This window comes from Streptomyces sp. NPDC016677 (assembly GCF_055562815.1).
On record NZ_JBVHEO010000002.1, the window covers coordinates 937,579 to 962,512 of the forward strand.

25 protein-coding genes are annotated in these 24,934 nt (G+C 71.9%); 9 read left to right on the forward strand and 16 right to left on the reverse strand.

Annotation, left to right across the window (positions count from 1 at the left end):
* Positions 1-9: 9 nt before the first annotated feature.
* Positions 10-369, reverse strand: coding sequence for an ArsR/SmtB family transcription factor (locus tag ACZ3IG_RS09470; protein WP_467430421.1), 360 nt, complete (start codon positions 367-369; stop codon positions 10-12).
* 181 nt (positions 370-550) lie between these two features.
* Between ACZ3IG_RS09470 and ACZ3IG_RS09475 the strand changes: the two genes are divergently transcribed.
* Positions 551-1,933 carry an FAD-dependent oxidoreductase gene (locus tag ACZ3IG_RS09475; protein WP_467430424.1) on the forward strand — a complete coding sequence of 461 codons (1,383 nt, stop codon included), beginning with the start codon at positions 551-553 and terminating at the stop codon, positions 1,931-1,933.
* On the opposite strand, the gene arsB is transcribed toward ACZ3IG_RS09475, so the two are convergent.
* Positions 1,934-3,022 carry an ACR3 family arsenite efflux transporter gene (gene arsB / locus ACZ3IG_RS09480; RefSeq protein ID WP_467430425.1) on the reverse strand — a complete coding sequence of 363 codons (1,089 nt, stop codon included), beginning with the start codon at positions 3,020-3,022 and terminating at the stop codon, positions 1,934-1,936.
* Positions 3,019-3,327 carry an ArsR/SmtB family transcription factor gene (locus ACZ3IG_RS09485; protein ID WP_467430426.1) on the reverse strand — a complete coding sequence of 103 codons (309 nt, stop codon included), beginning with the start codon at positions 3,325-3,327 and terminating at the stop codon, positions 3,019-3,021. Before ACZ3IG_RS09485 ends, arsB begins: the two co-directional genes overlap by 4 nt.
* Positions 3,328-3,419: 92 nt before the next feature.
* Here ACZ3IG_RS09485 and ACZ3IG_RS09490 point away from each other — a divergent pair, with 92 nt between their 5' ends.
* Positions 3,420-3,833 (forward strand): arsenate reductase ArsC, encoded by a 414-nt coding sequence (locus ACZ3IG_RS09490; RefSeq protein ID WP_467430428.1) that lies wholly within the window; start codon positions 3,420-3,422, stop codon positions 3,831-3,833.
* Between the two features lie 30 nt (positions 3,834-3,863).
* Here the strand turns inward: ACZ3IG_RS09490 and ACZ3IG_RS09495 are convergent, their stop codons facing one another.
* The 7 genes from ACZ3IG_RS09495 to ACZ3IG_RS09525 all read right to left on the reverse strand — a co-directional run bounded on the left by ACZ3IG_RS09495 (position 3,864) and on the right by ACZ3IG_RS09525 (position 10,641).
* Complete coding sequence (locus ACZ3IG_RS09495; RefSeq protein WP_467430430.1) at positions 3,864-4,703, reverse strand: glutathione S-transferase C-terminal domain-containing protein; 840 nt, start codon at positions 4,701-4,703, stop codon at positions 3,864-3,866.
* A 146-nt stretch (positions 4,704-4,849) separates the two neighbouring features.
* The gene (locus tag ACZ3IG_RS09500) at positions 4,850-5,005 is read right to left on the reverse strand and encodes a putative leader peptide (RefSeq protein ID WP_467430432.1); all 156 of its coding nucleotides are present in this window, start codon (positions 5,003-5,005) and stop codon (positions 4,850-4,852) included.
* An 87-nt stretch (positions 5,006-5,092) separates the two neighbouring features.
* Positions 5,093-6,232, reverse strand: coding sequence for an LLM class flavin-dependent oxidoreductase (locus tag ACZ3IG_RS09505; RefSeq protein WP_467430433.1), 1,140 nt, complete (start codon positions 6,230-6,232; stop codon positions 5,093-5,095).
* Between the two features lie 89 nt (positions 6,233-6,321).
* Entirely contained in the window at positions 6,322-6,879 is a 558-nt protein-coding gene (gene ssuE, locus ACZ3IG_RS09510; RefSeq protein WP_467430435.1) for an NADPH-dependent FMN reductase, read from the reverse strand.
* Positions 6,880-6,950: 71 nt separating this feature from the next.
* Positions 6,951-8,042 (reverse strand): LLM class flavin-dependent oxidoreductase, encoded by a 1,092-nt coding sequence (locus ACZ3IG_RS09515; RefSeq protein WP_467430436.1) that lies wholly within the window; start codon positions 8,040-8,042, stop codon positions 6,951-6,953.
* Positions 8,039-9,412: an NtaA/DmoA family FMN-dependent monooxygenase gene (locus tag ACZ3IG_RS09520; RefSeq protein WP_467430437.1), complete on the reverse strand. Its 1,374-nt coding sequence runs from the start codon at positions 9,410-9,412 to the stop codon at positions 8,039-8,041. Before ACZ3IG_RS09520 ends, ACZ3IG_RS09515 begins: the two co-directional genes overlap by 4 nt.
* A gap of 26 nt (positions 9,413-9,438) precedes the next feature.
* Positions 9,439-10,641 carry an LLM class flavin-dependent oxidoreductase gene (locus ACZ3IG_RS09525; protein WP_467430440.1) on the reverse strand — a complete coding sequence of 401 codons (1,203 nt, stop codon included), beginning with the start codon at positions 10,639-10,641 and terminating at the stop codon, positions 9,439-9,441.
* A gap of 465 nt (positions 10,642-11,106) precedes the next feature.
* Here ACZ3IG_RS09525 and ACZ3IG_RS09530 point away from each other — a divergent pair, with 465 nt between their 5' ends.
* From ACZ3IG_RS09530 to ACZ3IG_RS09560, 7 genes are all read left to right on the forward strand, one after another.
* A complete protein-coding gene (locus ACZ3IG_RS09530) occupies positions 11,107-12,159 on the forward strand; it encodes an aromatic ring-hydroxylating dioxygenase subunit alpha (protein ID WP_467430441.1) in 1,053 nt (350 codons plus the stop codon).
* Positions 12,156-12,320, forward strand: a complete 165-nt coding sequence (locus tag ACZ3IG_RS09535) for a hypothetical protein (protein WP_467430442.1) — start codon at positions 12,156-12,158, stop codon at positions 12,318-12,320. Before ACZ3IG_RS09530 ends, ACZ3IG_RS09535 begins: the two co-directional genes overlap by 4 nt.
* On the forward strand, positions 12,317-13,252 hold the full coding sequence (locus ACZ3IG_RS09540; RefSeq protein WP_467430444.1) for a PDR/VanB family oxidoreductase: 936 nt from the start codon (positions 12,317-12,319) through the stop codon (positions 13,250-13,252). The genes ACZ3IG_RS09535 and ACZ3IG_RS09540 overlap by 4 nt, the downstream gene beginning before the upstream one ends.
* A gap of 135 nt (positions 13,253-13,387) precedes the next feature.
* Entirely contained in the window at positions 13,388-14,356 is a 969-nt protein-coding gene (locus ACZ3IG_RS09545; RefSeq protein WP_467430445.1) for an ABC transporter substrate-binding protein, read from the forward strand.
* On the forward strand, positions 14,353-15,126 hold the full coding sequence (locus ACZ3IG_RS09550) for an ABC transporter permease (RefSeq protein WP_467430446.1): 774 nt from the start codon (positions 14,353-14,355) through the stop codon (positions 15,124-15,126). Before ACZ3IG_RS09545 ends, ACZ3IG_RS09550 begins: the two co-directional genes overlap by 4 nt.
* The gene (locus tag ACZ3IG_RS09555) at positions 15,123-15,899 is read left to right on the forward strand and encodes an ABC transporter permease (RefSeq protein ID WP_467430448.1); all 777 of its coding nucleotides are present in this window, start codon (positions 15,123-15,125) and stop codon (positions 15,897-15,899) included. Before ACZ3IG_RS09550 ends, ACZ3IG_RS09555 begins: the two co-directional genes overlap by 4 nt.
* 24 nt (positions 15,900-15,923) lie before the next feature.
* Positions 15,924-16,739 carry an ABC transporter ATP-binding protein gene (locus ACZ3IG_RS09560; protein WP_467430449.1) on the forward strand — a complete coding sequence of 272 codons (816 nt, stop codon included), beginning with the start codon at positions 15,924-15,926 and terminating at the stop codon, positions 16,737-16,739.
* Here ACZ3IG_RS09560 and ACZ3IG_RS09565 read toward each other — a convergent pair.
* The 6 genes from ACZ3IG_RS09565 to ACZ3IG_RS09590 all read right to left on the reverse strand — a co-directional run bounded on the left by ACZ3IG_RS09565 (position 16,711) and on the right by ACZ3IG_RS09590 (position 24,864).
* Entirely contained in the window at positions 16,711-18,864 is a 2,154-nt protein-coding gene (locus ACZ3IG_RS09565; protein WP_467430450.1) for a discoidin domain-containing protein, read from the reverse strand. The two genes, ACZ3IG_RS09560 and ACZ3IG_RS09565, sit on opposite strands and share 29 nt — an antisense overlap.
* Before the next feature lie 92 nt (positions 18,865-18,956).
* Positions 18,957-20,537, reverse strand: coding sequence for a glycoside hydrolase family 13 protein (locus tag ACZ3IG_RS09570; protein ID WP_467430451.1), 1,581 nt, complete (start codon positions 20,535-20,537; stop codon positions 18,957-18,959).
* Positions 20,538-20,571: 34 nt separating this feature from the next.
* Positions 20,572-21,435, reverse strand: a complete 864-nt coding sequence (locus tag ACZ3IG_RS09575; RefSeq protein ID WP_467430454.1) for a carbohydrate ABC transporter permease — start codon at positions 21,433-21,435, stop codon at positions 20,572-20,574.
* A complete protein-coding gene (locus tag ACZ3IG_RS09580) occupies positions 21,432-22,385 on the reverse strand; it encodes a carbohydrate ABC transporter permease (protein WP_467430456.1) in 954 nt (317 codons plus the stop codon). The genes ACZ3IG_RS09575 and ACZ3IG_RS09580 overlap by 4 nt, the downstream gene beginning before the upstream one ends.
* Positions 22,386-22,388: 3 nt before the next feature.
* On the reverse strand, positions 22,389-23,738 hold the full coding sequence (locus tag ACZ3IG_RS09585) for an ABC transporter substrate-binding protein (RefSeq protein ID WP_467430458.1): 1,350 nt from the start codon (positions 23,736-23,738) through the stop codon (positions 22,389-22,391).
* Between the two features lie 130 nt (positions 23,739-23,868).
* Positions 23,869-24,864: a LacI family DNA-binding transcriptional regulator gene (locus ACZ3IG_RS09590; protein ID WP_215172166.1), complete on the reverse strand. Its 996-nt coding sequence runs from the start codon at positions 24,862-24,864 to the stop codon at positions 23,869-23,871.
* Positions 24,865-24,934: the final 70 nt, after the last annotated feature.

The window sequence follows — 24,934 nt, forward strand, 5'->3', positions numbered from 1 at the left end:
GCCGGGCGGTCAGGCGGTCGGCGACAACAGACCGGCCATGGCCGCCAGTACCCCGGGCGCGACCCTGTAGTACACCCAGCTGGCACGGCGCTCCGATGCGAGCAGCCCGGCCTCCCGCAGCTTGCGCAGGTGGTGGCTGACCGTGGGCTGGGAGACCCCCACGTCCTGGATGTCGCAGACACAGGCCTCTCCGGCCGGCTGGGCGGCGATCTTCGAGAACAGCCGCAGCCGCACCGGGTCGGAGAGCGCCTTGAACATGACGGCGATCCGCTCCGCGTCCGCGGCGGACAGCTCTTCCTTGCCCAGCGGCCGGCAGCACCAGGAGGCGGTGGCGTCCGGACCGGTGGGGTCAACGGCCAGATTCGACATGCCTCCATATTGACAGGCGTCGAAGCATCGGCCAAGCGGCGAACAGGGCCCCGGGCGCGGGCGCAGGATGCCCGACCGTCCATGAATTCGATGAACTTCTATGTTGACGCTCATCGATTCCAGAGCCATGCTGAGTGACATCGACAGACATCGAAACGGCAGCCGAGGAGTCGTCGCCATCATGTCCACCGCCCCTGTTCCCCCCGTGATCGTCATCGGCGCCGGCCCCGTCGGCCTGGCCGCCGCGGCCCACCTGACCGAGCGCGGCCTGACCCCCCTCGTGCTCGAAGCGGGCCGGACCGCCGGCGCCGCCGTGCGCGAATGGGCACATGTCCGCCTGTTCTCCAGCTGGGCCGAGGTCGTCGACCCGGCCGCCGAGAAGATCCTCGCCACGACGGGCTGGAGCAGGCCCGACGCCGCCGGCTGCCCGACCGGCGGCGACTGGGCCGAGCACTACCTGCGGCCGCTCGCCGACGCGCTCCAGGACCGGGTGCGCTACGGCGCCCGGGTCACCGGCGTCTCGAAGGCCGGCCGCGACCGCGTCGTGGACGCCGACCGCGACGCGCAGCCGTTCGTCGTGCACGTCGAGCACACCGATGGCCGGGAGGAGAGGCTCCTGGCCACTGCCGTGATCGACGCCTCCGGCACCTGGAGGCTGCCCTCCCCCGCCGGTGGCAGCGGCCTGCCCGCCCTGGGCGAGCGCGCGGCGGCCGACCGCGTCACCTACCGCGTCCCCGACTTCTCGGACCCCGCCGCGCGGGCCCGCTACGCCGGCAAGCGCACCGCCGTCATCGGCTCCGGTGCCTCCGCGTTCACCGCGCTGGCCGCACTCGCCGAGCTGGCCCGCGCCCAGGACGGCAGGGGGACGAAGGCGGTGTGGGTGCTGCGACGCGGCATCTCGGGCTCCACCTTCGGCGGCGGAGCGGCGGACCAGCTGCCCGCGCGCGGAGCACTGGGCCTCGCGGCCAAGGCCGCCGTCGAGGACGGCCACGCCGAGGCGGTCACCGGTTTCCGGACCGAAGCCTTCGAACGCGGCGCCGACGGCCGAGTGGTCCTCGCCGCCGAGGACGGCCGGCGACTCGACCCGGTGGACGAGGTCGTCGTCCTGACCGGGTTCCGCCCCGATCTGTCGTTCCTCTCCGAGGTGCGCCTGCGCCTGGACGACCGCCTGCAGGCCCCCGTGGCGCTCGCACCGCTGATCGACCCCAACCAGCACTCGTGCGGCACCGTCCACCCGCACGGCCACCGGGAGCTCTCCCACCCGGACTCCGGTCTCCATCTCGTCGGCATGAAGAGTTACGGCCGCGCCCCCACGTTCCTGGCCATGACCGGCTACGAGCAGGTCCGCTCCGTGGCGGCGGCCCTGGCGGGCGACACCGACGCCGCCGACCGGGTGGAGCTCGTCCTGCCGGAGACCGGCGTGTGCGGCGGCTCGGGCCTCTTCGACTCCGCCGGCACCCCTGGGACCGCCACCACCGGCACCACCGGCACCGGCACGGACGGCTGCTGCGCGCCCGCCGCTCCGCTGCTCTCCGTCTCCCCCGCCGGGCCCCGGCCGCACTGATCAGCGTGCGGCCGGGGTGAACCTCTTGCGCCAGGCCAGGGACACGTGGACGAGTCCGATCAGGACCGGCACCTCGATCAGCGGGCCCACGACGCCGGACAGGGCCTGGCCGGAGGTGACGCCGAAGGTGGCGATGGCGACGGCGATGGCCAGCTCGAAGTTGTTGCCGGCCGCGGTGAAGGCGAGGGTGGCGGTGCGGTCGTAGGCGAGGCCGATCGCCTTGCCGAGCAGGAAGGTGCCCGCCCACATCACGGCGAAGTACACCAGCAGCGGCAGCGCGATGCGGACGACGTCGAGGGGCTGGGAGGTGATGGTCCGCCCCTGGAGGGCGAACAGGACGACGATCGTGAAGAGCAGGCCGTACAGCGCCCAGGGGCCGATCTCCGGGAGGAACTTCTGCTCGTAGCGCTCCCGGCCCAGCTTCCTCTCGCCGAGCCGGCGGGTGAGGAAGCCGGCGAGGAGCGGGATGCCGAGGAACACCACGACGTTGAGCGCGATCTCCCAGACGGGGACGTCCAGGCCCTGTCCGTCGCCGAGGCCGAGCCACCGGGGCAGCAGGTCGAGGTAGAACCAGCCGAGCAGGCCGAACGCGACGACCTGGAAGACCGAGTTCAGCGCCACGAGCACGGCCGCCGCCTCACGGTCGCCGCAGGCGAGGTCGTTCCAGATGACGACCATGGCGATGCAGCGGGCGAGCCCCACGATGATCAGGCCGGTGCGGTACTCGGGCAGGTCCGGCAGGAAGATCCAGGCCAGCGCGAACATCACGGCCGGGCCGACGATCCAGTTGACGACCAGGGAGGAGACCATCAGCCTCCGGTCGCCGGTCACGGCGTCGAGCTTGTCGTAGCGGACCTTGGCCAGGACCGGGTACATCATGATCAGCAGGCCGAGCGCGATCGGCAGGGAGACGCCGCCGACCTCCAGGTGGGCGAGGGCGTCGTCGATGCCGGGGATCAGTCGGCCCAGGCCGAGGCCGACGGCCATGGCGATGAGGATCCAGACGGCGAGGAAGCGGTCGAGGGTCGACAGCTTGGCGACGACGGACGGCTCCTCGGCGGCCGGCGCGGGGGTTTCGGTGCGGGTCACGGACAGGCCCTCTTGTTCCGGGCGGCGTCGCGGGCGGACTCGGCCAGGTCGGCGAACCGGCCGGCGAGCGAGGCGATGACGTCCGGCTTGAGCTTGTAGTACGTGTACCGGCCGCACGGCTCCGTCTCGACGACACCGGCCTCGCGCAGGACTCTCAGGTGGTTGGAGAGGTTGGTCTGCCGGGCACCGGTCTCCTCCACGAGGTGGGTGGTGCACAGCGTCTCTTCGGCGAGCAGGGTCACGATCCGCAGCCTGAGCGGGTCCGCCAGCACCCGGATCAGGTCAGTGTCGACTGACGTCATCATGCGCTGATACTGTCACATCAGTGACGGCTGACACCATCGGGTGCTGACGTCATTTTCGCCTGACGCCGTCGCGAGACAAGAGAGACCTCCTGATGCCCGGCAAGCCCTCCGTGCTGTTCGTCTGTGTCCACAACGCCGGCCGCTCCCAGATGGCCGCCGCGTGGCTGATCCACCTGGCCGGGGACCGCGTCGAGGTCCGTTCCGCCGGCTCCGCCCCGGGCGCCGCCGTCAACCCGGCCGCCGTCGAGGCGATGCGCGAGGTCGGCGTCGACATCTCCGCCGAGGTGCCGAAGATCCTCACCGTGGACGCGGTCAGGGAGTCCGACGTCTGCGTCACCATGGGCTGCGGCGACACCTGCCCGGTCTTCCCCGGCAAGCGGTACCTGGACTGGCGGCTCGACGACCCGGCCGGCCAGGGCGTCGAGGCGGTGCGCCCGATCCGCGACGAGATCAGGGTCCTGGTCGAGGGCCTGATCGAGGAGATCGCGCCGCGCCCGGGGACCTGAGCACCGCCGGCGACGGCCGCGACGGCGTCCTCACCGGCCCGCGGTCCAGTCCACGATGCGTACCGCCGCGCCGGCGGCCTCGGCGCCCCGGCAGTGGGCGTGGTGCCTGCGGGCGATGCCGTCGAGGTCCAGGTGAGAGCCGAAGGCGGGGTGCGCCGCCAGTCGTCGCGCGTACGCCCACAGACGGGGATGGCCGGTGATCCGGTGCACCGCGGCGGCGTCCAGGTGGTGCCGGTGCACGGTGTCGAGTTGCACCAGCGTCACCCACAACCGCACGTCGGCGAGGGTGAGTTCGTCGCCCAGCACGTACTCCCGGGAGGCGAGCCGCCGCTCCAGCACGTCCAGCGCGCGCAGCAGGGCGGCCAGCGCGGTGTCGCGTGCCGCCGGGTCGCCGCCGTACTGCCCGGCGCGCTGGGCCGTGGCGCTGATGCCCTGCTCGCAGAGCCGGCCCAGGTCCTCGACCGCCTCCTCGGCACCGCGCGGGAGGAGATCGGGGCCATGCCCGCCGAACCGCCGGGCCATGTCCCGCAGGATGTCGGGGGTGTGGGTGCTGACGATCCGCCCGGTCCAGTTGTCGCTGAGGACCGGAGCCAGGGCCGGACCGGGGTGCTGGTGCGAACTGGCCTCGTACAGCGGGCGCAGCGCCCGGTGTCCGCCGCCGGGGGCGTCGGGCACGGCGGGCAGCAGCGTCAGCGGGAGGACGTCGTCGAGGCCGAGCAGGCTGTGCGTGACGGCGATCTGCAAGCCGTGCGGACAGGACAGCGACAGGTGGAGCCGGTAGCGGCGGGGCGCGGCGTAGTAGCCGCTTCGCGCGTCACAGCCGATCCTGCTCCGGAAGGACGGCACGGCGGTCGGGGATGTGGCGGACATGCGTCTCCCTGGGAGTGCTCGGTCACAGACATACGGGCGAACGGACGGCGGGCGAACGGAGTGCGGGCACAGGCACTGCCGGCATACGGGGGCGACGGCACGCGGCGGCTCCGGCGCGGCCGGGAGAGGCGCTCGCGGCGGTGGGGTCAGGCGCGCGGGGCGGCCGGACCGCCCTCGCGCGGGGAACTCGCCGCGCCGCACACCCGCACGAGATCGATGTGGCGGCGGGACGTCAGCAGGGGCAGTCGCCGGGCGGCGACCCGGACGGCGTCGCCACCGAGGTCCAGCGCAGCACGGCCCATGATTCCCTACCAATTCACTAGGATTCCTCTAGTGGAGTGTCGGGCCACCCCCGGGCTCCGTCAAGAGGGCCGTCCGACCGGGGCCGGTCAGAAGGAGACCCGCGGGGCGGAAGCCGGCCGCCGGCCGAGCGGGTGCTGCCACCGGCCCCGCGCCCGGAGTCTCGGCAGGACGCCCTCGCCGAACCAGTACGCCTCCTCCAGGTGCGGATACCCCGACAGGACGAACTCCTCGATGCCCAGGGCGGCGTACTCCTCGATCCGCTCGGCGACCTCGTCGTGACTGCCGACCAGGGCCGTGCCCGCTCCCCCGCGCACCAGTCCGATGCCGGCCCAGAGGTTGGGGTGGATCTCCAGTCCGTCGCGGCGTCCGCCGCCGTGCAGGGCGAGCATGCGCCGCTGTCCCTCGGACTCGCTGCGGGCGAGCCCGGCCTGCACGGACGCCACGGTGTCGGGGTCGAAGCCGTCGAGGAGCCGGTGCGCCTCCGCCCAGGCCTGCTCGGAAGTGTCCCGGGTGATGACGTGCAGCCGGATGCCGAAGCGGAGGGCGCGGCCCTCCTTCGCCGCCAGCGACCGGATCCAGGCGATCTTCCCGGCGACGGCGGCCGGCGGTTCGCCCCAGGTGAGGTACGTGTCGGCGTAACGGGCGGCGACCTCCCCCGCCACGGGCGAGGAGCCGCCGAAGTACACCTCGGGCACCGGGTCGGGCACCCGGGCCAGCCGCGCGTCCGCGACCCGCAGGTGCGCGCCGTCCAGGTCGACGCTCCCGCCCTCCCACAGTCCACGTACGACGTGCAGGAACTCGCCGGTACGCCGGTACCGGTCGTCCTTGTCGAGGAAGTCGCCGTAGGCGCGCTGCTCCTGGCTCTCGCCACCGGTGACGACGTTGAGCAGGAGCCGTCCGCCGGTCTGGCGCTGGAAGGTGGACGCCATCTGCGCGGCGAGCGTGGGCGAGACGAAGCCCGGCCGGAAGGCGACGAGGAACTTCAGCCGCTCGGTGTGCTGGCTGATCATGGCGGTGGTCAGCCAGGCGTCCTCGCACCAGGCGCCGGTGGGGGTGAGCGCCCCGGTGAAGCCCAGGTCCTCGGCGGCGCGCGCGATCTGGCTCAGATAGGCCACCGTCGGCGGCCGGTCGCGGCCGAAGGCCGTGACCGGGGTGCCGTGGCCGCCGCCGACGACGTGGCGGCTGTCGCCGTTGGTGGGGAGGAACCAGTGGAAGGTGAGGGACATGGGGCTCCGATCAGGGGTGCGAGCGGGGGGTGTGCCGGAGGGGACCGGGCCGGCGGCGGCGCGGACCCCGGCGTCACCGGCCTCCGTGCTCATCCGGCGGCCGCCAGGAGCGTCGTGCGGCCGCCCAGCGCGGCGGAGAACTGGTCCGTGACCTGTGCCAGCGCCTCGGCGGAGCCGGGGGCGACGGTGAGCGTGCCGTCGTCGCCGACCGTGATGTCCTTGTCGAGCGTGAACCAGCCGGGGGTGATGTGGGCGGGGCCCATGGAGTTGAGGACGGGGCGCAGGGCGTAGTCGAGGGCCAGGACGTGGGCGGTGGTGCCGCCGGTGGCCAGCGGGAGGACGGTCTTGCCGGTCAGCGCGTACTGCGGCAGCAGGTCGAGGAGTGACTTCAGCAGACCGGAGTAGGCGGCCTTGTAGACGGGGGTGCCGATCACGACGCCGTCGGCCTGTTCGAACAGGGCCGTGGCCTCGGTGATCGCCGGGTGGGCGAAGTCGGCGTGCAACAGGGCCTCGGCGGGGAGCGTGCGTACGTCGAGCGGGATCACGTCGTGTCCCTGGGCGGTGAGGCGGGCGTCGAGGTGGCGCAGGAGACGGGCGGTGCGGGAGGTGGGGGAGGGACTGCCGGAAACGGACAGGACGGTGGCCATGGGGGACCTTTCGCTTCGTCGACTCGTGTGCGGGGTGGCGGTCGCGCGTGGCCGCGGACGCCGTCGGGCAGTCAGCGGCGGGCGGGCTCCGCTGTGAGCGGTGGCACCGGCAGCACCGGCTTCCACGGGAACGGCGGGTCCGGGATCTGGCGCCGCAGTACGGGGGCGACCTGGGACTGGAACAGCTCCAGGGAGGCGCGGTGCCGGGCGGCCGGCAGCCCGTGGGCGTCGGCGTGCAGGTGGAGCACGGTGTGGCCGAGCCGCTCGTGGTAGCGGTGCACCTTGTCGATGACCTGCTGGGGGCTGCCGATCAGGGCGGAGCTGCGTTCGGCGAAGTCCTCCAGGGTCTCGAAGACGACGGGCAGCCCCGCCTGCCTGGAGAAGGCCAGACCGGCCTCGAAGACCGGCCGGTAGGCGGCCAGCGCCTCCTGGGAGGTGGGCGCCACGTGGACGCCCGCCGTGCCGGCGCCGATCGCGATGCCGGCCGGGTCGTGGCCGTAGTGCTCCCAGCGCTCGCGGTAGTGGCGGACCAACTCGGCGTAGGGCTCGACGGGGTGGGTGACGTTGGCGGAGAACAGCGGGTCGCCGTGGCGGGCGGCCAGGTCGACCGACTCCCTGCTGGTGGCGCTGCCGTGCCAGACGCGGACGGGCCGCTGGAAGGGCCGGGGCCACACCTCGGCGTCCGTCAGCGGCGGGCGGAAGCGGGTCCGCGCGGTGACCTTGTCCTGGCGCCAGATCCGCCGGAAGACCTCGTAGCTCTCGGCGTTGCGCTCCCACTGGTCCTCGGGTGTGACGTGGAACAGCTCGCGCTGGGCGGTGCCGTTGCCCTTGCCGATGATCAGGTCGAGCCGGCCCTCGGAGAGGTGGTCGAGGGTGGCGTAGTCCTCGTAGGCGCGCACCGGGTCGAGCAGGCTCAGGGTCGTCACGGCGGTGAAGAGACGGATGCGTTTCGTCAGCGCCGCGACATGGCTCAGGACCACGGTCGGCGAGGAGGAGATGAACGGCCGTTCGTGCCGCTCCCCCACCCCGAAGCCGTCGAAGCCCAGTTCCTCGGCGAGCACGGCGTCGCCGAGGACCTCGCGGAAACGCTCGTGCGTCGAAGGCCGTACGCCGGTGACCGGGTCCGGGCGGTGCGCGATCAGGGTGACGGCGATGAACTTCACGACGCCACCCGCTCACCGCGGAGGCCGGCCGGGTGCGCCAGGCCCAGGTGGTCGCGCAGGGTCGTGCCCTCGTACTCCGTGCGGAACACGCCCCGCTCCTGGAGCAGCGGGACCACCTTGTCGGCGAACTCGTCCAGCCCGCCCGGGGTGAGGTGCGGGACGAGGATGAAGCCGTCGCTCGCGTCGGCCTGGACGAGTTCGTCGATGGTGCGCGCGACGGTGGCCGGGGAGCCGACGAAGTTCTGCCGGTTGCCGGTGTTGATGACCAGGTCGCGGATGGACCAGCCGTGGGCGGCGGCCAGTTCGCGCCACTCACGGGCGGTGGCCAGTGGGTCCCGGTACATGCGGACCTGGGCGCGGCCCTGGGAGATGTGCCGGCCGCCGACGTCCGGGTCGATGTCGGGCAGGGGCCCTTCCGGGTCGTACGCCGACAGGTCCCGGTTCCAGACGAACTCCAGGTGCTTGATGGCGGTGGCCCCGCTGACCTGCTGCCGGCGCACCTCGTGGGCGAGTTCCTCGGCGTCCGCGTCGGTGTCGGCGAGGACGAAGGTCGCGGCAGGCAGGATGAGCAGCTGGTCGGGGCGGCGGCCGTGCCTGGCCAGGCGGGACTTCACGTCCGTGTAGAAGGCCCGGCCCGCCTCCAGGGTGCCGTGCCGGCTGAAGACGGCGTCCGCCTCCGCGGCGGCGAACTCGCGGCCCTCCTCGGAGTCCCCGGCCTGGAAGATCACCGGGCGGCCCTGCGGGGAACGCGGGACGTTGAACCGTCCGTGGATGTCGAAGTGCCGTCCGGTGTGGGCGAAGGCGCCCGCGTCGGCGTCCCGCAGGAAGGTGCCGGTGGCCTGGTCGGCGAGGATCTCGTCGCCGTGCCAGGAGTCGAAGAGTTCGTGCGCCGTGGCCAGGAACTCCTTGGCGCGGGAGTAGCGCTCCTCCTGGGGCAGGAAGCCGCCGCGGCGGAAGTTCTCGCCGGTGAAGGCGTCCCAGGAGGTGACGACGTTCCAGGCGGACCGCCCGCCGGAGAGGTGGTCGAGGCTGGCGAACTGGCGGGCCACCTCGTACGGCTCGTTGTAGGTGGAGTTGATGGTGCCGGTCAGTCCGAGGTGCTCCGTGACGGCGGCGAGCGCGGCCAGGACGGTGAAGGTGTCGGGCCGGCCGACGACGTCCAGGTCGTAGATGTGCCCGCCCTGTTCGCGGAGCCGGAGTCCCTCGGCCAGGAACAGGAAGTCGAACTTGGCGCGTTCGGCGGTCCGGGCGAAGTGCGCGAAGGAGCTGAACTCGATGTGGCTGCCGGCCCTCGGGTCGCTCCACACGGTCGTGTTGTTGACGCCGGGGAAGTGGGCGGCCAGGTGGATCTGCTTCAGGGGCTTGGTCATGGCGCTGGCGTCTTCCTTCCGGCGGCTCAGGCTGCCGCGTAACGGTTGGCGGGGCGGGGCAGGCCCAGCAGGCCGCGCAGGGTGGCGGCCTCGTAGGCGCGGCGGAAGACGCCGCGTCGCTGGAGTTCGGGGACCAGCCCCCGGGTGATCGCCGGGAGGTCGTGCCCGGCGACGGCGGGGCGCAGCCGGAATCCGGACAGGCCGGCGTTCCGCAACTCCAGCAGCAGCTCGGCCAGTTGGGACGGCGTTCCGGTGAAGACCAGGGCGTCGCCGGTGTACGGCTCTCCCGCGAGCGCGTCGAGCCGTTCCCGGCGGGCCCGCGCGGCGGCCGGGTCGTCGTCGAGGAAGACCACGAGGTCGCCGAAGACGTGCAGCGGCTCGGCGGCCCGCCCGGCCGCGTCCTGCTCGGCGCGGATCCGGGCGACGATCGCGCGTGCCTCGTCGGCGTCGTGCGGCGTGACGTGGCCGATGTCGGCGGCGCGGGCCACGAGCCGGTACGGGACGGTGTCGTGCGCGAGGGCGGTGACGACCGGCTGGCCCTGCGGCGGGCGGGGCGTGATGGAGGGGCCCCTGACGCTGAAGTGCCTGCCCTCGAAGTCGATGTGGTGCAGCTTGTCGCGGTCGATGAAGCGGCCGGTGGCGGCGGACCGGATCTCGGCGTCGTCCTCCCAGCTGTCCCAGAGGCGGCGCACCACCTCCACGTGATCGGCGGCCTCGTCGAAGAGGTCGGTGATCAGCTCCTGGGCGTCCGGGTCGTCGTAGGACTCGACGCGCGGGATCGTGCGGCGGCCGAAGTGCGCGGCCTCGTTCGGACGGGCGGTGATCTGGACGCGCAGGCCGGCCCGTCCGGTGCTGACGTAGTCGAGGGTGGCGATCGCCTTGGAGATGTGGAACGGCTCCGTGTGGGTGGCGACCACCGTCGGCACCAGGCCGATGTGCCGGGTCAGCGGGGCGACACGGGAGGCGATGAGGACGGCGTCCAGGCGACCGCGCACCTGGTCGGTGCGGCGGTCCGGGCCGAGGGAGCGGGACGACTGGAGGCCGAGACCGTCCTCGATGGTCACGAAGTCGAGGAGCCCGCGCTCGGCCTCCGCGACCAGGTCGGCCCAGTAGGCGGCGGTGAACAGGTCCCGGGGCCGGGCCACCGCCTCCCGCCAGGAGGCGGGATGCCAGCCGGTGCCGTCCAGCGCGACGGCGAGGTGCAGCGGAGAAGGGGGTGTTGAGGACATGAGTGTGCGCCTTCCTGGAAGTCCGTGACGAGAACGCCCTCGCCCGGGGCGGCACGGCGGTGAGGGAACGGGTCAGGAACGACAGAGCGCGCCGGGCACCCGCCGCGACAGCGCGTACGGGCCGACCGGCTGCCCGGGGTGTGACGACGCCCGGCGGCGGCGCGCGCGGGCAGAACCGACCCGCGAGGGGGTCACAAAAGGAGAAAAGGGCCGGTCAGAGGGCCCACTGCCGCGTCAGGCGCAACACGCGGCCGACCACACCCGACCGAAGTCGATGTGATCGCGCGAGACCAAGCGCCGCTGGGCAGTCATGCCGTCAATTCAGCAGCACATCCCGCTGTTCGTCAAGAAGCGCCCGGATACCGGAACCGCACCCGCTCGTCTTCCGTGGGACGGAAGCCCTGTTGCGCCCGTGCGAGCCCGCTTCGGACCATGTCGCCACGACAGAGAGACGGGAGCCGCCCCATGCCTCACACCACCGCCTTCGCCAGGAACCAGTGGTACGTCGCCGCCTACGCCCACGAGGTCGGGCGCGAACTGCTCGGCCGGACCGTGCTCGGGGAGCCGCTCGTCCTGTACCGGACCGAGGAGGACGGCACCGCGGTCGCCCTGCACGACCGCTGTGTGCACCGTCGCTATCCGCTCTCCGAGGCCCCGACCCGGCTCGACGGCGACCGGATCGTGTGCGGCTACCACGGGTTCACGTACGACACCACCGGCACCTGTGTGTACGTGCCGGGGCAGAAACGGGTGCCGCGCACCGCCCGCGTCGCCTCCTACCCGGTGGCCGAACGCGACTCGCTGGTGTGGGTGTGGATCGGCGACCCGGCGCTCGCCGACCCGGACACCGTGCCGCGCGCCCGGCACCTGGACTCCCCCGGCTGGGTCACGGTCCGCGGCATGGAGCCGATCCACTGCGACTACGGGCTGCTGGTCGACAACCTCCTCGACCTGTCCCACGAGACGTATCTGCACGGCGGTTACATCGGCACCCCCGAGGTCGCCGAGACGCCCATCACCACGGAGGTCGACGAGGGCGCCGGGATCGTCCGGGTCAGCCGGCACATGGACGACGCCGAGTGCCCGCCGTTCTACGCCAGGTCGACCGGCATCCGCGGCCGGATCGACCGGTGGCAGGACATCGAGTACCACGCGCCCTGTCTGTATCTCCTGCACAGCCGCGTAGCCCCGGTGGGTGTGCGGCCCGAGGCCGACGGCAGCGATCCGCGCGCCTTCCACACCGAGATCACGTACGCCATCACCCCGTCCGCCGACGGCGAGGTGTACGACTTCTGGGCGGTCTCCCGGGACTGGGCGACGGACGACGCGGAGGTCACCGAGTTCCTGCGGAAGAACAACCACACCGTCGTGATGCAGGACGTCGACGCGCTCACCGTGCTCCAGCGCGCGCTGGGCGCCGAGCGCGCCGGCTACCAGGAACTGAGCATCAACATCGACACCGGCGGCCTGGCCGCCCGCCGCATCCTGGCCCGGCTGGCCGAGGAGGGCGACGCGTGAGCACCGGTGAGGTGTACCGCGTCGACTGGCTGCCCGGCACCGACGTCCTGCACGGCACCTGCCACTGCGGCGCCGAGCACACCGCCCAGGACCCGGTCGCGATGTGGGAGTGGATGCTCGCCCACCCGGACGGACACGATCCCCGAGGAAACGGCCGATGACCCTGTACACGAGCGAACTCGTCGTCGCGGACGTGCGGCCGGCGGCCGACGCCGTGCTGGCCCTCACCCTGCGCCACCCGCTCGGCGGACCGCTGCCCGCCTGGGAGCCCGGCGCGCACATCGACGTCCTCCTCGGCCCGGGGCTGGAGCGGCAGTACTCGCTGTGCGGCGACCCGGCCGACCGGGAGACGTGGCGGATCGCCGTGCTGCGGGAGGAGGCCGGGCGGGGCGGATCGGCGTATGTGCACGAGCACCTGCGCCGGGGCGGCACGGTGCGGGTGCGCGGGCCGCGCAACCGCTTCCGGCTGGAGCCCGCCGCCCGCTACCGGTTCATCGCCGGCGGCATCGGCGTCACCCCCCTCCTGCCGATGCTGGCCGCCGCCGAACGGGCGGGCGCCGACTGGTCGTTGCTGTACGGCGGACGCAGCCGGCGCTCCATGGCGTTCACCGGGGAGCTGGCCCGCTACGGCGACCGGGTCACCCTCGCCCCCGAGGACGAGACCGGGCTGCTGGACCTCGCCTCCGTGCTGGACGGCGTACCGGACGGCACCCTCGTCTACTGCTGCGGTCCCGGCCCGCTGCTCGACGCGGTGGAGGAGCGGTGCCCGCCGCGCGTCCTGCGGACCGAGCGGTTCCGCCCCAAGGAGCACCTCCCGCCGGACGCCGGTGAGTTCGAGGTCGTCCTCGCCCGCAGTGGCCGCACCGTCACCGTCCCGCCGGACGTCTCCGTCCTCGACGCGGTGCGCGCGGCCGGCGCCGAGGTGCTGTACTCGTGCACGAAGGGCACCTGCGGCACCTGTGAGACGGACGTGGTCGAAGGCGTCCCCGACCACCGGGACTCGGTGCTCACCGAGGAGGAGCGGGCGGCCGGGGAGACGATGCTCATCTGCGTCTCCCGCTGCCGGGGAGAGCGGCTCGTCCTGGATCTGTGATCCGCACCCACTCACTGTCAACAACTCTGTCAACACCTGGTGAGTGCACGGGCATTGACCGTTACTTCCCCTGGGCCCTACGTTCCCGCTCAGCACGTTCGTGCTGTTCGCGCACACACTCTCACAGGGGGAGTCATGCGTCGTCTGCTCGTCGGCCTCACGGCCGTTTCCGTCCTGGTCGTCGCAACGGCCTGCGGCTCGTCCGGCTCCGGGGGGTCCGACGGCTCCGGCTCCTCCGGCTCCACCACCTCCGTCAAGGTGGGCCTCATCCCCATCGTCGACGTCGCCCCGCTCTATCTGGGCCAGAAGAAGGGCTTCTACGAGAAGCACGGCCTGAAGCTGTCCCTGACCCTCGCGCAGGGCGGCGCCGCGATCGTGCCGGGTGTGACAAGCGGTCAGTTCCAGTTCGGCTTCTCCAACACCACGTCGCTGCTGATCGCCCAGTCCCACGACGTGCCGGTGAAGGCCGTGGCCAACGGCATCGCCTCCACCGGTGAGGAGGGCGAGGACTTCGGCGCGATCACCGTCAAGGGCGACAGCCCCGTCAAGTCGGCGAAGGATCTGGAGGGCAAGAAGGTCGCCATCAACACACTGAAGAACATCAACGAGACCGCCGTACGCGCCTCGGTCAGCAAGGCGGGCGGCGACCCGGACAAGGTGGACTTCGTCGAGCTGGCCTTCGACCAGATGCCGGCCGCGCTGGACGGCGGGCAGATCGACGCGGCGATGGTGGTGGAACCGGCGCTGGCCACCATCAAGAGCCAGGGCGGCCGGGAGATCGCCTCCTCCCTGGTGGACATCGCCCCCGGCCTGACCGTCGCCATGTACTTCACCTCCACGCGGTACGCGCAGCGGAACCCGGAGGTGGTGAAGAAGTTCCAGGAGGCCACCGCCGAGTCGCTCGCCTACGCCGATTCCCACCCCGACGAGGTCCGCGAGGCCGTCACCACGTACACCAAGATCCCCGCGGAGGTGCTGGCGAAGGTCACCCTGCCGAAGTGGCCGGCCGAGCCGAACCGCGCCTCCATCCAGGCACTGGCGAAGCTGGGTTACGCGGACGGCCTGTTCGAGCGGTCCCCCGACCTGGACGCGCTGCTGCCGTGAAGGGGACGGACACCGCGCTGGGCGCGGCCGGGCTCGCGGCCTTCCTCGCCCTCGGTGAGGCGGTGCCGCGGCTCGGCCTGGTGAAGGAGGAGTACTTCCCGCCGACCAGCCGGATCGCGGACGCGTTCGTCACCGAGATCACCGACGGCGCCTTCTGGACCGCGCTCGGCGACACCCTCACCGGCTGGGCGCTGGGCCTGGCGATCGCGGTCGGCGCCGGGATCGTCGTCGGGGTCCTGCTGTCCGTGGTGCCGCACCTGCGCGAGGCGACCGCCTCCACGATCGAGTTCCTCCGCCCGATCCCGTCCGTCGCGCTGATCCCGCTCGCCGTCCTCCTCTACGGCACCGGACTGCGCTCGGTGCTGCTCCTGGTCGTCTACGCCTCCTTCTGGCAGGTGCTGATCCAGACCCTGTACGGCGTCCAGGACGTCGACCCGGTGGCGGAGGAGACGGCACGGTCGTACGGTCTGGGGGCGTGGGCGCGGGTGCGGCACGTGCTGTGGCCGACCGCGCTGCCGTACGTGATGACCGGGGTGCGGCTGGCGGCGGCCGTGGCGCTGATCCTCGCCATCACCGCCGAACTGGTCATCGGCGCACCGGGGCTGGGCGCGCGGATCGCGGTGGCGCAGACCTCGCAGGCGGTGCCGGAGATGTACGCGCTGATCGTCGTCGCCGGTCTGCTGGGGCTGCTGATCAACGTCGGTGCCCGGTCGGTGGAGCGGCGGGCGCTGGCCTGGCACCAGTCGGTACGCGGGGAGGTGGCGGTGTGAGGGCGGTGCTGCTGCGGCTGGTGTTCACGCTCGCGCTGCCCGCGGTGCTGGTCGCCGTGTGGTGGGCGGCGTCGGACGGCAGCCGGGACGTGTACTGGCCGCCGCTGCGGACCATCGTCACCGCGTTCCCGGACGTGTGGACGGGCGAGCGGTGGCGCGGGGACGTACTGCCCAGTGTGCTGCGGCTGCTGGCGGGGTACGGCCTGGCGGCCGTGGCGGGGGTGGCGCTGGGCACGCTGATCGGGTCGTACCGGCGGGTGCGGGCGGTGTGCGAGCCGGTGCTGGAGTTCCTGCGGGCGGTGCCGCCGCCGGTGCTGGTGCCGGTGATCATGCTGTTCGCGGGGATCGGCGACACGATGAAGATCGTGGTGATCGCCGCCGGTTCGGTGTGGCCCGTCCTGCTCAACACGGTCGAGGGCGTCCGCGCGGTGGACCAGGTGATGGCGGAGACGGCCCGTTCGTACGGCGTCTCGGGGGTGGCGCGGCTGCGTACCGTCGTGCTGCCGTCGGCGAGTCCGCAGATCTTCGCGGGGCTGCGGCAGGCCCTGTCGATCGGCATCATCCTGATGGTGATCAGCGAGATGTTCGCGGCGAGCAACGGGCTCGGGTTCACCGTCGTGCAGTTCCAGCGTTCGTTCGCGATCCCCGACATGTGGACCGGCATCCTGCTGCTCGGTCTGCTGGGTTTCGTGCTCTCGGTCCTCTTCCGACTGGTCGAGCGGCGGGTGCTCGGCTGGTACCACGGTTCGCGCGCCGCCTCCCGGCGGCCTTGAGCCCAGCTGTCGAAAGGGCGGTCCATGCTCGACGTACGCGGCCTGCGGAAGGTGTACGAGGGATCCGGGCGCCGGATCGAGGCGGTGCGCGATCTGACGTTCACCGTCGAGGCCGGTGAACTGGTGTGTCTGGTCGGGCCCTCCGGATGCGGCAAGACGACGCTGCTGAAGTGCGTGGGCGGGCTGCTCACGCCGACGGGCGGCGAGGTGTCGCTGGCCGGGCGGCCGGTGCACGGGCCGCCGCCCGGGATGGCGTTCGTCTTCCAGGAGTACGGGCGCAGTCTCTTCCCGTGGATGCGGGTCGGCGAGAACGTCGGACTCCCCCTGAAGCAGAAGGACATGGCCAAGGCGCGGCGCCGTGAACTGGTCGCGGACGCGCTGGCCTCGGTGGGTCTGGCGGACGCGGCCGGCGCCTACCCGTGGCAGCTCTCCGGCGGGATGCAGCAGCGGGTCGCCATCGCGCGGGCGCTGGCCTACGAGCCCGAGGTACTGCTGATGGACGAGCCGTTCGCGGCGGTGGACGCGCAGACCCGCGCCGACCTGGAGGATCTGGTGCGGCGGCTGTGGCGGGAGCGCGGGATCACCATCCTGTTCGTCACCCATGACATCGACGAGGCGGTGTACCTCGGCGAACGGGTCGTCGTCCTGTCCGCCTCCCCCACCGTGGTCCGCGAGCAGCTCACGGTGGACCTGCCGGCCGAGCGCGACCAGGTGCGCACCCGCGCCGCCCCGCGCTTCACCGAACTGCGGACCCATCTGTACGAGCAGATCCAGGCGGCGAAGCGCGGGGCGGCGGCCGGTCGGCCGGAGGTCACGAAAGATACGCCTCCACCTCGCTGAACTGGGCCGCCGGCCAGCCGGTGTTGCCGGTGACGTGCAGCCGCAGGTAGCGGATGTCGCCGCTCACCGGCACGGTCACCGTGTTGCCGGTGGCCGGGTCGAACCGGTAGCCCTGTGCGTCCACCAGCGTGGTGTACGCGGACCCGTCGGTGCTGCCCCGCACGGACAGGGTCTGAGTGCGGGCGCCCCAGGCCGCGGACGGCGGCAGCTTCAGCACCAGCCGCCGTACGGGCTGCTTCGAGCCGAGGTCGACGGTGAGGGACTGCGGGAAGGCGTTGTTCGCCGACTCCCAGTAGGTGTCCGGGTCGCCGTCGACCGCCTTGCCGGGCGTGTAGACGTCCTGGGAGCCGGTGGCGGTGGCGGGACGGTGCGCGGCCAGGTTGCGGGCCGGGTCGGGGTCGGGGTTGCCCTGGCCGGGCTGGGGCCAGGTGGAGCAGTCGGCCCAGGTGCTGTCCCAGCCGGAGTTGCCGCCGCCGTCGGTGAGCGTGAAGGTGCCCGAGCCGGCCGGGTAGGGGCAGTTGTAGACGCCCGCGGCGCCGACGCCGGTGGCCGTGACGTCACGGAAGGTGACGGCGCCCGGGGTCTCGGCCTGGACGACGACCGTACCGACCTTGTTCACGGTCGCCCCGTCGACGGTGGTGTTCTTGGCGGCGAAGCCGCGTCCGCTGCCGGAGACGAACTCGAAGGCGCTGTACGGGCTGTCGGTGACCGTCGTGTCGGTGATCTTCACCTGGGCCTCGATGGCGCTGTCGTAGGAGTCGACCCGCAGGGCGCCCATGGGGTGGTTCCAGTTGGGGTTCATGGCGCCGGTGCGCACGAGGGTGTTGCCGTCGACGGTGATGGTGCCGGAGAGGGGGTGGAAGGGGTCGAGGAACTTCTGGTTGGAGATCGCGATGCCGCTGCCGAGGGCGTTGGTGTCCGAGATCAGGTTGCCGCTGACGGTGATGTCGGTGCCGCCGTAGATCGCGATGCCGTTGGCGAGGTTGGGCTGGGTGATGGTGTTGCCGGTGAAGCTGCTGCCGACGTCGGGCTGGTTGAGCGACCACATGGCGAGCGCGTCGTCGCCCTGGTTGCGCAGGAAGTTGTTCCTGACCTTCACGCCCCGCGCGTTGCCGTTGAGGTTGAGGCCGTCGGCGGTGGTGTCGAGGATGCGGTTGTTCTCGACGACGAGGTTGTCGTTGGTGCCGGTCAGCCAGAGGCCCACCTTGAGGTGCTGGAGCCACATGCCGGAGACGGAGCTGTCCGGGCCGAGGGAGCCGTTGACGAAGTTGTCCGGGGCGGAGTCGACGCGTTCGGTGACCTCTCCGATGACCGCGAAGTCCTTGAGGTGGACGCGGCCCGCGCTGCTCTGCTGGTCGATGAAGCGGGAGCCGCGCACGACGGAGTGCCAGGCGCCCGCGCCCTGGATCGTGACGTTCTGCACGCCGTTGAGGGAGGAGGTGATCCGGTACTCCCCCGGCGGTATCCACACCGTGCCGCCCCGCGCGGCGGCGATGGCGTCCCGGAACGCCTGGGTGGAGTCGCCCTGGCCGGTGGGGTCGGCGCCCCGGTCGGTGACGGAGACGGCACCGGCCGGCTGCGTGGCCGCGGCGGCGACCTGCTCGAAGTCGGCCACGTCCACGGTGACCTGCGTGTTCACCGCCTCGAAGGCGACCTTGTCACCGGCCTGGACGTCCTGGCCGAGCAGCAGACGGGCGTTGTCGTAGAGGTGGTGGGTCTTGGAGCCGGCGATCCAGGGGGTGTCGACGTAGGAGTACTGGGAGGTGACGGGGAGGGTCTTGGTGAGCTTCTGCCCGTCGACGTAGACGTTCATCGAGCCGGACTGGCCGTCGGGCACGCTGTAGGCGACGTTCACGGCGTTGGCGGCGCGGGGCACCGTGAACTCGACGCGCTGCCCGGCGGTCAGGCGTACGGCCTGCCGCCCGGAGGCCTCGGAGGCGAGGGTGCCCTGGGTGTGGTCAGGGCCGATCTTCGTGCCGGTGGAGGTGGCGGCCTCGGCTTCGACGGAGGTGAAGGGGAGGGTGGCCCCGGCGGCGGCCCGAGCGGCACCGGGGGCCAGGGCGACGAGGGTGCCGGCGGCGATGGCGACGGCGACACCGAGGTGAGCGGATCTGGTGAGGCGCATGTGCGGTTCCCTTTCAAGTGGGGGTCAGGGAAGCGCCCGGTCGGGGCGCGGGAGACTGCGCGACCAGCCACGACTGGCCCGCGGCCGAACCTCTAGCGCAGCCACACGGCCACGTCCGCGGGCAACCGCCCGTCCGGGGCCAGGGACGCGCTGCGCAGCAGGACACTGGTGTGCGCGGGAAGGTCGACGGCCGAGTCCGAGAGATTCACCACGACGGTGACGTCACCACGGCTGAAGGCGAGGACCCCCTCGGGTCCGGGCAGCCAGCTCAGCGCCGCGTCCCCGAGAACCGGCCGAACCCGGATCGCCTCCCGGTACAGCGCGAGCATGGAGCCGGGGTCGCCGTCCTGCCGGTCCGCCGCGTACGCCCCCCACCCGGCCGGCTGCGGCAGCCAAGGGTCGCCGCCGAACCCGGCGTGCGCCGCGTCCGCCACCCAGGGCAACGGCACCCGGCACCCGTCCCGCCCCGGGTCCACCCCGCCCGAGCGCGCGTGCATGGGGTCCTGGATGCGGTCGAGCGGGATGTCGGCCTCGGGCAGCCCGAGTTCCTCGCCCTGGTAGACGTAGACCGCGCCGGGCAGCGCCATCGACAACAGGGCGGCGGCCCGCGCCCGTCGGGTGCCGAGGGCCAGGTCGGTCGGCGTGCCGAACGCCTTGGACGCGAAGTCGAACCCGGTGTCCCCGGCCCGCCCGTACCGGGTCACCGTACGCGTGACGTCGTGATTGCACAGCACCCAGGTGGCCGGGGCCCCGATGGGAGCGTGTTCGGCCAGCGTGGTGTCGATCGAGGCACGCAGCCGGTCCGCGTCCCAGGGGCAGGTCATGAAGGAGAAGTTGAAGGCCGTGTGGAGTTCGTCGGGGCGCAGGTAGCGGGCGAAGCGCTCGGTGTCCGGCAGCCACACCTCCCCGACGAAGACCCCGCCGTACTCGTCGGCGACGGCCCGCCAGGAGCGGTAGACGTCGTGGAGTTCATCGCGGTCGACGTACGGGTGCGGGTCGCGGCCCTCGGTGAAGTCGGGCAGGCCGGGGTCCTTGACCAGCAGCGCGGCCGAGTCGACGCGGACGCCGGCGACCCCGCGTTCGAACCAGAACCGCAGGATGTCCTCGTGTTCCTGGCGGACGGCCGGGTGGGCCCAGTCGAGGTCGGGCTGTTCGGGGGCGAAGAGGTGCAGGTACCAGTCACCGTCGGGAAGCCGGGTCCACGCGGGCCCGCCGAACTCCGACTGCCAGTTGTTGGGCGGCAGTTCACCACCCTCGCCCCGCCCGGGACGGAAGTGGAACAGTTCCCGTTCGGGGCCGCCGTCCAGCGCCGCCCGGAACCAGGGGTGCTGGTCGGAGACGTGATTGGGCACGATGTCGACGATCGTACGGATGCCCAGCTCACGGGCCTCGGCGATCAGCTTCTCCGCCTCCGCGAGGGTGCCGAAGGACGGGTCGACGGCACGGTAGTCGGCGACGTCGTAGCCGCCGTCCTTCATCGGGGAGAGGTACCAGGGGGTGAACCACAGGGCGTCCACGCCGAGTCCGGCGAGATAGGGCAGGCGGGACCGGACACCGGCCAGGTCGCCGGTGCCGTCGCCGTCACCGTCGGCGAAGCTGCGGACGTACACCTGGTAGATGACGCCGCCGCGCCACCAGTCGGAGGTGTTCGGGGCAGGGGTGGGCTGTCCCACGGTGCGTGCCTTTCTACGAGGGTGCGGAAGGGCGTCAGCCCTTGGTGCTGCCCGCGCTGATGCCGGCGATGATGTGCCGCTGGAAGACCAGGAACATGGCGACCACGGGAATGCTGGCGATCACCATCGCGGCGATGAGCACGGTCAGCGGGATGTTCTGCGAGAGCTGGACGAGCGCCACGCTGATCGGCTGCTTCTCGGTGTCGGAGAAGACCATCAGCGGCCACAGGAAGTCCTGCCAGACGGCGACCAGCGCGAAGATGGACACCACGCCGAGCACCGGACGCGACATGGGCAGCACGACCGACCACAGCACCCGCAGCTTCCCGGCGCCGTCGATCTCGGCGGCCTCCAGTACATCGCGGGGTATCTGGTCGAAGAAGCGTTTGAGCAGATAGAGGTTGAAGGCGTTGGCGACGGCCGGCAGCCAGATGGCCAGGGGGTCGTTGAGCAGCCCGAGGTCGGCGACGGTCAGGTACTTCGGGACGACCAGGGCCTGGGTCGGCACCATCAGGGTGGCGAGGATGCCACCGAGGATCACCTTGCCGAAGGCGGGCTTCAGCTTGGACAGGGCGTAGGCGGCGGCCGTGCACAGCACGAGCTGGAAGATCCAGGCGCCGGCCGCCTGCACCACCGTGTTCCACAGGTGGGTGGGCAGCCGCATCAGCTCCCAGGCGTCCGTGTAGCCGCTGACCTGCCACTTCTCCGGCACCAGGGTGGGGGGCGTACGGGCCGCCTCGTCCGCCGGCTTCAGCGCGCCGGTCACCATCCAGTAGACGGGGAAGAGGAAGGCCAGCGCGAAGAGCAGGACGGTGCCGGTGAAGACGGCCCAGTAGGCGGCCCTGCCGCGCGGGCGGGCCAGGACGGCCGGGGAGACGAGGGTACGGGTGGAGCTCATGCGTCCTCCCCGTCGGAGCGGGTGAGCCGGAGGTAGCCGGCGGAGAACAGGCCGAGCAGCAGCAGGAGCATGACGCTCAGCGCGCAGGCGCCGCCGAAGTCGTTGTAGAGGAAGGCGTACTTGTAGATGAGGTAGAGGACGGTGACGGTGGCGTTCTCCGGGCCGCCTCCCGTGATCACGAACGGTTCGGTGAAGACCTGCATCGTCGCGATGATCTGGAGCAGCATCAGCATCAGGATCACGAACCTGGTCTGCGGGACCGTGACGTGCCGGACGCGTTGCAGCAGGTTCGCGCCGTCCAGTTCGGCGGCCTCGTACAGCTCGCCGGGGATGGACTGGAGGGCGGCGAGGTAGATCAGGACGGTGCCGCCCAGGTTGGCCCAGGTGGCGACGACGACCAGGGAGAACAGGGCGGTGTCGGCGCCGTTGGACCAGTTCGAGGTGGGCAGGTGCAGGAAGCGCAGGGCCTCGTTGGCGAGGCCGGCGCCCGGGTCGTAGAACCACTTCCACAGCAGGGCGCTGACCACCGGCGGGATCATCACCGGCAGGTAGACCACGACCCGGAAGAACGCCCTGGCGTGCCGGAGTTCGTTGAGGACCAGGGCGAGGACGAAGGGGATCGCGAAGCCGATGAGGAGGGCCAGCGCGGTGAAGGTGAGGGTGTTGCGCCAGGCGTCGGCGAACTCGGGGTCCTGGAAGACCCGGGTGAAGTTGGCGGTGCCGGCCCACTCCGCCTCGGCGCCCGGGGTGTACTTCTGGAAGGCGATGACGACCGCACGGATCGCCGGGTACCAGGAGAAGAGCGCGAAGCAGATCAGTCCGCCGAGGAGGAATCCGTAGGCGCGGCCCTGTTCGGCCAGGCGGCGCCGCCCGCGGTCCTTGCGCACGGATGGCGCCGGCAGCGGGCGGACCGGCACGGTCCCGGTCGGTCGTTCAGCCGTCGCGGTCACCGGTCAGCTCCGGGCCAGGATGCCGTCGATCTTGGCGGAGGCGTCGTCGAGCAGTTGGCCGATGTCGGCGTCCTCCTTGGTGAGAACGGCGGAGACGACGCCGTCGAGGACGGAGTAGATCTGCTGGGCGTTCGGCGGCTCGATCTTCATCTCCAGCTTCTGGTTGCCGTCGAGGAAGGACTGGTAGTTCTCCACCGGGACGTTGGCGTTGGCCTGCTTGACCCGCTGGTCCTCGGCGTCGGCGGCGCCGGTGAACAGCCGGGGCTCGGGCAGGCCGACCGGGGCGTCCTTCGCCTTGGCACGGGCGTAGTCGCCGAGGAAGCCCTTGCCGGGGGTGAGGAACATGTGGTCGAGCCACTTGAGGCCGGCGCGGATCTGCTCGGGGCCGGCCTTCTTGTCGAACATGTAGCCGTCGCCGCCGATGAGGGTGGCCCGGCCGCCGGGCATCGGCGCGAGGGCGAGGTCCTGGTAGGTGCCGCCCTTCTCCTTGACCAGGATCGGGATGTTGTCGGGGGCGGCGAGGTACATGCCGAGCTTGCCCGAACCCATCATCTGCTGGACGTCGTTGATGACCAGGAGCTGCTTGCTGCCCATGGAGTCGTCCTTCCAGCGCATGTCGTGCAGCGTCTGGAGGACGGCGTGCCCCTCGGGGGTGTCGACGGTGGCCTTCTCGCCGTCTGCGCCGACGACGTCGCCGCCTCGCGAGTACAGCTCGGCGGTGAAGTGCCAGCCGCCCTGGTTCTGGGCGCTGTAGTCGGCGTAGCCGACGGTGCCGTCGCCGAGGGCGGCGATCTCCTTGGCGGCGGCGCGGACCTCGTCCCAGGTGGCCGGGGGCCGGTCGGGGTCGAGGCCGGCCTTCTCGAAGAGCGCCTTGTTGTAGATCAGGCCCATCGAGTAGCCGGTGCGCGGGATGCCGTAGACCTTGCCGTCGACGGTGTAGATGTCGCGCAGCTGCCGCTGGAGGGTGCCGTAGCTCTTCAGCTCCTTGACGTACGGGGTGAGATCGGCCGCCTGGCCGATGTCGACGACGTGCCGGGCGTCGGTGAAGTACGTGTAGAAGACGTCCTCCATCTGGCCGCCGGCGAGCTTGGCGTCGAACGTCTTGGGGTCCTGGCAGGGGAAGGCGTCGTGCGGGACGACGTCGATGTCCGGGTTGGCCTTCTCGAAGGCGGCGACGTCCTCCTCGAAGAAGGCCCGGTCGACCTTGGCGCTCTTGGGCGGCATGCAGTTGACCGTGATGCGGGTCTTGCCGCCCGCGGACTCGTCGTCGCCCGATCCGCAGGCGGAGACGGTGAGGGCGAGCGAGCAGACGCTCAGCGCGGCGAAGGTACGGCGGAACCCGGTGCGTGACATCGGTGACCCCTCAGGACAGGAGCGGTGGGCGCCGCACACTCAAGCACCGGCAACAGCACGGCGCAAGATGTCACGCAGTATTTGCAATTATTCGACAAGCGAGTGGATCTCGGGGACTCGCGACAGTCCGTCAGACGCGGAGAGCCTGCGCGGTGGAGCCGCGCACCACCAGCTCCGGTTCGAACAAAAGCTCCTCGGCGGCCACGGACCGGCCGTTGATCTGCGCGCTGAGCAGCTCCACGACGGCCCGGCCCATCGCCTCGATGGGCTGCCGGACGGTGGTCAGCGGGGGTTCGGTGCAGTTCATCAGCGCGGAGTCGTCGTAGCCGACGACGGAGATCCGCGACGGCACGTCCAGCCCTTTGCGCCGGGCGGCCCGTACGACACCGAGGGCGAGGATGTCGCTGGCGCAGATGAAGCCGGTGACACCGCGGTCGATCAGCCGGGACGCCGCCGCGTGGCCGCCCTCGATGGAGAACATCGCGCGGGCCACGTACTCGTCACGCACCTCACCGACGGCCCGCGCGGCGGCCAGCTTGCGCCCCGAGGGCAGGTGGTCGGCCGGGCCGAGCACGAGGCCGATCCGCTCGTGGCCGAGCGAGGCCAGGTGCCGCCAGGCCTGTTCCAGGGCCACGGCGTCGTCGCAGGAGACGCCGGGGAACCCGAGGTGTTCGATGGCCGCGTTGACCAGCACCACCGGGATCTTGCGGTCGGCGAGCCGTTCGTAGTGGCCGTGCGGCGCGTCGGCCTGGGCGTACAGGCCGCCGGCGAAGACGACGCCGGAGACCTGCTGTTGCAGCAGCAGGTCCACGTAGTCGGCCTCGGAGACGCCGCCCTTGGTCTGCGTGCACAGCACCGGGGTGAGGCCGAGCTGCGCCAGGGCGCCGCCGATGACCTCGGCGAACGCCGGGAAGATCGGGTTCTGCAGCTCGGGCAGGACCAGTCCGACGAGCCGGGCACGCTCGCCGCGCAGCTGGGTGGGCCGCTCGTAGCCGAGCACGTCCAGGGCGGACAGGACCGCCTGCCGGGTGGCCTCGGAGACCCCGGGCTTGCCGTTGAGCACCCGGCTGACCGTGGCCTCGCTGACCCCGACCTTCTTCGCCACCTCAGCAAGTCGTCGCGTCATGCGCGCAAGAATAGCGCAAGTAACGCAAGCTGCTTGCGTAAAGCGGCCCCCGCAGCTCGTCGGCGCGGGC

Coding starts and splice junctions, on each gene's coding strand:
- ACZ3IG_RS09565 (WP_467430450.1), bottom strand. CDS start 18,864: ATGCGCCTCACCAGATCCGCTCACCTCGGTGTCGCCGTCGCCATCGCC.
- ACZ3IG_RS09575 (WP_467430454.1), bottom strand. CDS start 21,435: ATGAGCTCCACCCGTACCCTCGTCTCCCCGGCCGTCCTGGCCCGCCCG.
- ACZ3IG_RS09475 (WP_467430424.1), top strand. CDS start 551: ATGTCCACCGCCCCTGTTCCCCCCGTGATCGTCATCGGCGCCGGCCCC.
- ACZ3IG_RS09585 (WP_467430458.1), bottom strand. CDS start 23,738: ATGTCACGCACCGGGTTCCGCCGTACCTTCGCCGCGCTGAGCGTCTGC.
- ACZ3IG_RS09490 (WP_467430428.1), top strand. CDS start 3,420: ATGCCCGGCAAGCCCTCCGTGCTGTTCGTCTGTGTCCACAACGCCGGC.
- ACZ3IG_RS09495 (WP_467430430.1), bottom strand. CDS start 4,703: ATGTCCGCCACATCCCCGACCGCCGTGCCGTCCTTCCGGAGCAGGATC.
- ACZ3IG_RS09545 (WP_467430445.1), top strand. CDS start 13,388: ATGCGTCGTCTGCTCGTCGGCCTCACGGCCGTTTCCGTCCTGGTCGTC.
- ACZ3IG_RS09540 (WP_467430444.1), top strand. CDS start 12,317: ATGACCCTGTACACGAGCGAACTCGTCGTCGCGGACGTGCGGCCGGCG.
- ACZ3IG_RS09470 (WP_467430421.1), bottom strand. CDS start 369: ATGTCGAATCTGGCCGTTGACCCCACCGGTCCGGACGCCACCGCCTCC.
- ACZ3IG_RS09505 (WP_467430433.1), bottom strand. CDS start 6,232: ATGTCCCTCACCTTCCACTGGTTCCTCCCCACCAACGGCGACAGCCGC.
- ACZ3IG_RS09525 (WP_467430440.1), bottom strand. CDS start 10,641: ATGTCCTCAACACCCCCTTCTCCGCTGCACCTCGCCGTCGCGCTGGAC.
- ACZ3IG_RS09500 (WP_467430432.1), bottom strand. CDS start 5,005: ATGGGCCGTGCTGCGCTGGACCTCGGTGGCGACGCCGTCCGGGTCGCC.
- ssuE (WP_467430435.1), bottom strand. CDS start 6,879: ATGGCCACCGTCCTGTCCGTTTCCGGCAGTCCCTCCCCCACCTCCCGC.
- ACZ3IG_RS09485 (WP_467430426.1), bottom strand. CDS start 3,327: ATGATGACGTCAGTCGACACTGACCTGATCCGGGTGCTGGCGGACCCG.
- ACZ3IG_RS09520 (WP_467430437.1), bottom strand. CDS start 9,412: ATGACCAAGCCCCTGAAGCAGATCCACCTGGCCGCCCACTTCCCCGGC.
- ACZ3IG_RS09560 (WP_467430449.1), top strand. CDS start 15,924: ATGCTCGACGTACGCGGCCTGCGGAAGGTGTACGAGGGATCCGGGCGC.
- ACZ3IG_RS09590 (WP_215172166.1), bottom strand. CDS start 24,864: ATGACGCGACGACTTGCTGAGGTGGCGAAGAAGGTCGGGGTCAGCGAG.
- ACZ3IG_RS09530 (WP_467430441.1), top strand. CDS start 11,107: ATGCCTCACACCACCGCCTTCGCCAGGAACCAGTGGTACGTCGCCGCC.